Genomic DNA, 6,325 nt, shown 5'->3' on the forward strand with positions numbered 1-6,325 from the left:
CCCTAGCCGGGGGGCCACTGGAGGCCGCGGCCGCCGAGGACGTGGGCGTGCGCGTGGAAGACGGTCTGGCCCGCTCCGGCGCCGGTGTTGAGGACGATCCGGTACCCGGAGTCCACGATCTTCTCGTCGGCGGCGACCTGCCCGGCCTCGCGCAGCACGTCGGCGGCGACCGACGGCTCGGCGGCGGCGAGCGCGGCGGCGTCCGGGTGGTGGACGCGCGGGATGACCAGGACGTGGACCGGGGCCTGCGGGTTGATGTCCCGGAAGGCGACGGTGGTCTCGGTCTCGCGGACGATGGTTGCCGGGACCTCACCCGAGACGATCTTGCAGAACAGGCAGTCGGGCTGCGGTTCTCCCGCCATGGGACTGGCTCCTCGGTAGCTGGTGATCGTTGTACGGCATGGTAGCGGGGCCCCCGGCCCCGCCACCCCCGTCCCCCGGCTACGCCCCGGGCAGCTCCGGTGCCCGGACCGCCGGGGCCCGGGTCAGCGCCTCCAGGGCGATCCGGATCGCCTCGTCCAGCTGCGGGTCGCGGCCCGCCACGTGGTCCTGCGGGGTGACGACGACCTCGATGTCGGGATCGACGCCGTGGTTCTCCACACCCCAGCCGTCCGTCTCGAACCAGAACGCGTACTTGGGCTGGGTGACCCCGGTCCCGTCCACCAGCTGGTAGCGGCTGTCGATGCCGATCACGCCGCCCCAGGTACGCGTACCGACGACCGGGCCGATGCCCAGTGCCTTGATCGCGGCGGTCACGATGTCGCCGTCCGAGCCGGAGAACTCGTCGGCCACCGCGACCACCGGGCCGCGCGGCGCGTCCAGCGGATAGGTGTGCGGCCGCATCCCGCGCGGTACGTCCCAGCCGATCACCCGGCGGGCGAGCTTCTCCACGATGAGCTGCGAGGTGTGGCCGCCGCGGTTCTCCCGGACGTCCACGATCAGTCCCTCGCGGGCCATCTCGACCCGCAGGTCGCGGTGGAGCTGCGCCCAGCCCGCGCCGCTCATGTCGGGGACATGGAGGTAGCCGAGGCGGCCGCCGGAGCGCTCGTGCACCCGGGCCCGCCGGCCGGCGACCCAGTCGTGGTAGCGCAGCGCCTCCTCGTCGTCGGTCGGTACGACGACCACGTGGCGGGGCTCCCCGCCGTCCGCGGGGGCGACGGTCAGCTCGACCGGGCGGCCCGCCGAGCCGGTGAGCAGCGGGGCGGGCCCGGTCACCGGATCGACCGGGATGCCGTCGACGGCGAGGACCGTGTCCCCGGCGCGCACCGCCACGCCGGGCGCGGCGAGCGGTGAGCGGGCCTCCGGGTCGGAGGTCTCCGAGGGGAGGACCCGGTCGATGCGCCAGGTGCCCCCGTCGGTGCGGGAGAGGTCGGCGCCGAGCAGTCCCTGCCCGGCCGATTCGTCGTACCAGCCGGAGGCCGGGCGGACGTAGGCGTGCGAGGTGCCGAGCTCGCCCTGGACCTCCCACAGCAGGTCCACCAGGTCGTCGTGGGTGGCGACCCGGGCCAGCACCGGGCGGTAGCGGTCCAGGACGCCGTCCCAGTCGACGCCGCCCATGCCGGGGTGCCAGAAGTTGTCCCGCATGAGGCGGCCCGCCTCGTCGTACATCTGGCGCCATTCCGCGGCCGGATCGAGGACGCGCCGGACGCGGGAGAGGTCGACGGTGATCCCGCCGTCGCTGCCGCCGTCCTCGTCGTCGGCCGCGACATGGCTGTCGGACGGTACGACGCGCAGCGCGCCACGGGTGCGCAGGACGAGCCGCCGGCCGTCCCCGCTGACCTCGAAGTCCTGTACGTCCGAGGCGAGTTCCTCGCTGCGCAGCTTCTCCAGGTCGTACCGCTCCAGGGTGGTCTCGGGGCGGCCGGAGCCGGGGACGGCGGCGCTGGTGCCGAGCACCCCGGCCGTCGGGTGGCTGAGCCAGAGCAGCCCGTCCTTCGCGGCGCGGAGCGTGGAGTAGCCGGCGGCCCGGACGGGCAGCGGCACGATCCGGCCGGCCAGCCCTTCGAGGTCGATGCGGGTGATGGGCTGTGCGGTCGGGTTGTCCTGGTCGCCCTCGCCGCTCTTGTCCTTCTCCACGGGCAGGCCGTGGCGCTGGGGGCCGAACGGGGAGGGGGTGGTGGCGGCGAGCGTCAGCAGGTACGGGCGGCAGGCGGCGAGGAACGCCAGGTCGAAGACGTGGCTGTCGTAGACCGGGTCGAAGGAGCGCTCGGAGAGGAAGGCGAGGTGCTTCCCGTCGTTGGTGAACGCGGGCGAGAAGTCCCGGAAGCGCAGCGGGGTGGCCTCGGCGACCGACAGGTCGGTGAGGTGGGCGAGCTTGAGCTGGCTGAGCGGGCGGGGTCCGGGGTGGGACCAGGCGAGCCAGGTGGAGTCGGGCGAGAAGACGAGGCCCGAGGCGTCGCCGTGCTCGGAGCGGTCCAGTTCGTGGACCTCGCCGCTCTCCCGTCCGACGACCAGGACCCGCCCGTCGTGCGTGGCGACGGCGAACCGGCTGCCGTCGGGGGCCGCGGCCAGGTCGAGGACCCGGCCGAGCCGTCCCGCCGCGAGCCGGTGCGGCGCCGCGCCGGGAGCGGCGCCGGTGGCGGGGGCGCACTCCAGGGCGTCGTCGCCCTCGGCGTCGGTGACCCAGACGACGTGCGGATCGCCCTCGGCCTGGAAGGTACGGGCCAGCCGGGCGCGTACGCCGGGTTCGGCGGCGAGCGCGCGGGCCGGGCCGCCCCGGTGGGTGACCCAGTGGACGGCGCCGCGGGTCACGACGGCGCTGCCGCGGCCGGTGCGGTCCGGGGAGACGGATCGGAGGTGGCCGTCGGCGTGCACGGGGAACGGCTGGAGGTCGGTGCGCTGGCCGCCGAGCCGGATGTCGAGGCGGCGGGGGGCGCTGCCCGTCAGGTCGTCGAGCAGCCAGAGCTCACCGGCCGAGGCGTGGACGACACGGCTGCCGTCGGTGCTCGCGTGCCGGGCGTAGAAGCCGTCGAGGCTGGTGTGGCGGCGCAGGTCGGAGCCGTCGGGGAGGGAGGAGTAGACGGCGCCGGTGCCCTCGTGGTCGGAGAGGAAGGCGACGCGTCCGCCGACCCACATCGGGCATTCGATGTTCCCGTCGAGCCCCTCGTGGAGCCGGACGAACCGGGCCGGGCCGTCCGCCGGGGGCTCCTGCTCGATCCACAGCTTGCCCGCCGCACCGCCCCGGTAGCGCTTCCAGGCGACGGCCTCGCGCCCCATGGTGGCCGAGAGCAGCAGGGCCCGGCCGCCGGGCCCGTGGGCCAGCGAGCCGAGCTGCCCGTACGGGAGGATCCGCGCGGGGCCGCCGTCGACCGGGACGGCACTGGCCCGGGTGCGCCGGAACGACGCCTGTCCGTGGGCGCTGACGACGAGCACCTCACCGCCGGACGTCCAGCCGTGGACCTCGGTCCGGCTGTCGGCCCAGTACGTGAGCCGGGTGGCGGGGCCGCCGTCGGCCGGTGCGAGGTACACCTCCGGGGCCCCGTCCCGGGTGGACGTCCAGGCGACCGCGGCCCCGTCCGGCGATATCCGCGGCTGGCCGACGGGCCGGTTGTCGGCGCTGACACGCCAGGCCCGGCCACCGTCCAGCGGCGCCAGCCAGACGTCGTCCTCGGCGGTGAAGGCGATCACGTCGCCGTGGACATGGGGGTACCGGAGGTAGGCAGGCTGCGTCACACCGATCACCCTAGGGGCGCGGCCGTGCCGTCCGTAACCGGGTTGGCCGGAGTCCGGCGGGTGGCCGGACACCGGTCCGGACTCATTTGCCCAGGGGGGTTTCGGTCACCGTCACGGTGACGGTGACGGTGGGCCGGAAGCCGTTGCCGCCCGCGGCCGGCGGGATCGGGGTGATCACGGAAACCGGGGGCGGGGCGTCGCAGTTGCCGAGCACGTCGGCCCGGAAGACGGACCGCCCGCCCGCTCTCGCGGTCAGATCGCCCCGTACGCACCGCCCTCCGAGCTCCTGCGTCACCTTGCCGGTGAGCGTGATGGTCTCGCCGCTGCCGGTCCTGCCCGAGCAGTCCACGTTCGCGCTGCGGGGCACGGACGCGGCGGGCGAGGCGCCCAGGGCGCGGGCGCCGTCGACCCCGGCGGAGCAGCTCAGCCACCGCACGTCGACCCCGTTGCTCTCCAGCGCGCCGGTGCCGACCCGGTCGGTGGTCACGGCGATGGAAGCGGAGTTCAGCCCGCCCGCCGGCTCGCAGGCGGCGGTGGTCAGGACCGCCGCGGCCACGAGTGAGCAGGCGGCCGGAACACGTCGGCCCCGCCCCTGGATCCATGCCCTTGTTGTCCCCATACGGGCAGCTTCCCACCGATCACCCGCCGGACGGTAGAAGGCGTGCGGGCGCGCCGAAATTGGCTCCGGAGCGCGCGCCCGGGCCCGGACGGATCACGCCGGGTCCCGGGGGGGGATTGCGTCACGACCAGCGGCCGGTGCGTCCCAGCAGCAGGGCCGTCGCCGCCGTGCCCGCGGTGGAGGTGCGCAGCACGCTCGCGCCGAGCCGGCAGGTCCGGGCCCCCGCCGCGGCGAAGACCGCGAGCTCCTCCGGCGACACCCCGCCCTCGGGCCCGACGACCAGCACGATCTCGCCCCGCGCGGGGAGTTCGACGGTGGCCAGGGCATCGCTGGGGTGTTCCCGGTCCTCGTGCAGGACGGCCGCGAACTCCGCCCCGGCGAGCAGGGCGGCGACCTGTTTCGTCGTCATCGCGTCGGCCACCTCGGGGAAGCGCACCCGGCGGGACTGCTTGCCCGCCTCCCGGGCCGTAGCACGCCATTTCGACAAGGACTTGAGGCCGCGTTCACCCTTCCACTGGGTGATGCAGCGGGCCGCCTGCCAGGGCACGACCGTGTCGACACCGGTCTCCGTCATGGTCTCCACGGCGACCTCGCCCCGGTCGCCCTTGGGCAGCGCCTGGACGACGGTGATGCGCGGGGCGGGCAGCGGTTCCTCCCGCACCGGGGCCAGTCCGGCGAGGACGAGCCGGTCCTTGCCCTCGGCGGCCGACACCAGGCCCTCGGTCCAGCGGCCCCGCCCGTCGGTGAGCACGACCGCCTCGCCCGCGCGCAGTCGCTTCACCGACACGGCGTGCCGGCCCTCGGGGCCCTCCAGGACGAACTCGGGCCCGTCGGGGACCTGTTCGACGACGAAGACGGGTGCGGTCACTTCGTACTCCCTGTGCTCAGTGCCGTACGCGCGGCGTCCAGTTCCTGGGCGAGCAGCCCGACCAGCCGGGCGGCCGGCAGCTCGCGTGCCATCCGGTGGCCCTGCCCGGCCCACAGCGCCATGCCCTGCGCGTCCCCGGCCTTCGCCGCCGCCCGGCGCAGCCCGGCCGTCAGGTGGTGGACCTGGGGGTAGGCGGCCGGGGCGTACGGGCCGTGCTCGCGCATGAAGCGGTTGACCAGGCCGCGGGCCGGGCGGCCGGAGAACGCCCGGGTCAGGGCGGTCCGGACGAACAGCGGGTTGGTCAGCGCCTGTTTGTGCAGCACGCTCGCCCCGGATTCCGGGCAGGCGAGGAAGGCCGTGCCCAGCTGCGCCGCGTCGGCGCCCGCGGCGAGCACCGCGGCGATCTGCGCGCCGCGCATCAGTCCGCCCGTGGCGACGATCGGGATCTGCACGGTCTCGCGGACCTGGGACACCAGCGAGAGCAGCCCGATCCCCGAGCCGTCGGCCTGCGGGTCGTCGCGGTGGGTGGACTGGTGGCCGCCCGCCTCGATGCCCTGGACGCAGACCGCGTCGGCGCCCGCCCACTGGGCGGTCTGGGCCTCCTCGGGCGTGGTGACCGTCACGACGGTGTACGTGCCGACGCCGGCGAAGGCGTCGAGGGTGTCACGGGTGGGGCAGCCGAAGGTGAACGAGACGGCCGGGACCGGATCGTCCAGCAGGATGGCCAGCTTGGCGTCGTAGCCGTCGTCCCCGTCCACGTCCGTGTCGCCGAGCGGGGTCTCGTACCAGGCGGCCTCGCCCGCGAGCTGGTGCCGGTACACCTCGACGGCGCTCGGGTCGGCGAGCCCCGGCTGCGGCATGAAGAGGTTGACGCCGAAGGGCTGGGCGGTCAGCCCGCGCAGCTGTTTGATCTCGTTGTACATCCCGTCCGCGGTCTTGTAACCGGCGGCGAGGAAGCCGAGCCCGCCCGCCTCGGAGACGGCCGCGACGAGCTGCGGACAGGAGGCACCGCCCGCCATCGGGGCCTGCACGATCGGATACCGGCAGAGATCGGTCAATGCGGATGACATGACCGCATCGTGTCACGCCCGGGCCGGACCGGACCCGCCGGGACGCACCCGCCACGGCCCCGGTACGCGCAGACGCCGGGCGGCCCCCGTCGAGGG

At 75.2% G+C, this 6,325-nt stretch carries 5 protein-coding genes; all 5 read right to left on the reverse strand.

Annotated elements, in window-relative coordinates; translation table 11 throughout:
* Nucleotides 1–2: 2 nt before the first annotated feature.
* The 5 genes from ACFCV8_RS22565 to ACFCV8_RS22585 all read right to left on the reverse strand — a co-directional run bounded on the left by ACFCV8_RS22565 (nt 3) and on the right by ACFCV8_RS22585 (nt 6,229).
* A complete protein-coding gene (locus ACFCV8_RS22565) occupies nt 3–362 on the reverse strand; it encodes a histidine triad nucleotide-binding protein (RefSeq protein WP_376687203.1) in 360 nt (119 codons plus the stop codon).
* Between the two features lie 79 nt (nt 363–441).
* Nucleotides 442–3,672: a S41 family peptidase gene (locus ACFCV8_RS22570; protein ID WP_376687204.1), complete on the reverse strand. Its 3,231-nt coding sequence runs from the start codon at nt 3,670–3,672 to the stop codon at nt 442–444.
* Nucleotides 3,673–3,754: 82 nt separating this feature from the next.
* A complete protein-coding gene (locus ACFCV8_RS22575) occupies nt 3,755–4,291 on the reverse strand; it encodes a hypothetical protein (RefSeq protein WP_376687205.1) in 537 nt (178 codons plus the stop codon).
* 121 nt (nt 4,292–4,412) lie between these two features.
* The gene (locus ACFCV8_RS22580) at nt 4,413–5,159 is read right to left on the reverse strand and encodes a 16S rRNA (uracil(1498)-N(3))-methyltransferase (RefSeq protein WP_376687206.1); all 747 of its coding nucleotides are present in this window, start codon (nt 5,157–5,159) and stop codon (nt 4,413–4,415) included.
* Nucleotides 5,156–6,229 (reverse strand): nitronate monooxygenase, encoded by a 1,074-nt coding sequence (locus ACFCV8_RS22585; RefSeq protein WP_376687207.1) that lies wholly within the window; start codon nt 6,227–6,229, stop codon nt 5,156–5,158. Before ACFCV8_RS22585 ends, ACFCV8_RS22580 begins: the two co-directional genes overlap by 4 nt.
* Nucleotides 6,230–6,325: the final 96 nt, after the last annotated feature.

The sequence above is a fragment of the Streptomyces sp. NPDC056347 genome (genome assembly GCF_042262625.1).
Taxonomy (GTDB): domain Bacteria; phylum Actinomycetota; class Actinomycetes; order Streptomycetales; family Streptomycetaceae; genus Streptomyces.